The sequence below is a fragment of the Edaphobacter sp. HDX4 genome (assembly GCF_036877565.1).
In the GTDB taxonomy this organism is placed as follows: Bacteria; Acidobacteriota; Terriglobia; order Terriglobales; family Acidobacteriaceae; genus Edaphobacter.
This window is the reverse complement of the sequence record NZ_JAEDXW010000086.1, coordinates 1-254: the sequence shown is the minus strand read 5'-3', so window position 1 is coordinate 254 and position 254 is coordinate 1. Positions and strand designations below refer to the sequence as shown.

General features: G+C 56.7%; 1 protein-coding gene. It reads left to right on the top strand.

Annotated features, from left to right (window positions below; all coding sequences use genetic code 11):
- Positions 1 to 254: hypothetical protein (locus tag JAO29_RS23210; protein ID WP_334270661.1), on the top strand; the 254-nt coding region annotated here is incomplete at both ends.

Genomic DNA, 254 nt, shown 5'->3' with positions numbered 1-254 from the left:
TTTGCTTCGACGCTTCCGCGCGTTCCGGGGCTCACGTTTACCGGCGGCACGGCGATCGCAACCTACGGGCCCTACCGCGACTACAACAAGAATCACAACATCTTTGTGAATGTGACAAAGCTGGTCGGCAATCACAGCTTCAAATTCGGCGTGGACTACAACCACTACAACAAGACCGAGAACAACGCCGGCGCCAATGCAGGCAGCTTCGCCTTTACCAATGGAAATCTCCCGACGGGATCGAAGGCGCAGCC